The sequence below is a fragment of the Methanoculleus sp. DTU007 genome, assembly GCF_001512385.1.
Lineage (GTDB): Archaea > Halobacteriota > Methanomicrobia > Methanomicrobiales > Methanoculleaceae > Methanoculleus > Methanoculleus thermophilus.
This window is the reverse complement of the sequence record NZ_LFRO01000056.1, coordinates 1-579: the sequence shown is the minus strand read 5'-3', so window position 1 is coordinate 579 and position 579 is coordinate 1. Positions and strand designations below refer to the sequence as shown.

At 66.5% G+C, this 579-nt stretch carries 1 protein-coding gene; it reads left to right on the top strand.

The genetic code is table 11. The features are described 5' to 3' along the window. Nucleotides 1–522 (top strand): PLP-dependent transferase (locus tag ACI94_RS06255; protein WP_286681221.1); only part of this gene is annotated, 522 nt, incomplete at its 5' end. Nucleotides 523–579: the final 57 nt, after the last annotated feature.

Below are 579 nucleotides of genomic sequence, written 5' to 3'. Positions count from 1 at the left end.
CTCGGCAACGTCGCGCTGGCCTTCAAGATCCGCGTCCAGCTCCTCCGGGACACCGGGGCTGCCCTCTCCCCCTTCAACGCCTGGCTCTTCCTGCTCGGGCTCGAGACGCTTCACCTCCGGGTCGAGCGCCACTCCGAGAATGCTCTCGCGGTCGCCCGGTTCCTCAAGGACCACCCGAAGGTCGCCTGGGTGAACTACCCCGGCCTTCCCGAGCACCGGAGCCACGCCCTCGCAACGAAGTACCTTTCCGGGAACTACGGCCCGATCGTCGGGTTCGGGGTCAAAGGAGGAGAGGCTGCCGGGAAAAAATTCATCGAGCGACTCAGGCTCTTCTCGCACCTGGCAAACATCGGGGACTCAAAGAGCCTGGTCATCCACCCGGCGACGACCACGCACCAGCAGCTCGCTCCGGAGGAGCAGCAGGCGACCGGGGTCACCCCCGACTACATCCGGCTCGCCATCGGCACCGAGGATATCGAGGACATCATCGAAGACCTCGATCAGGCGCTGGAGGGCGTGTAGATGGTCTGCGGGCCCCGCCCTGCTACAGTCGCCTCCGGGCGTTGTCGCGGTCCGGGG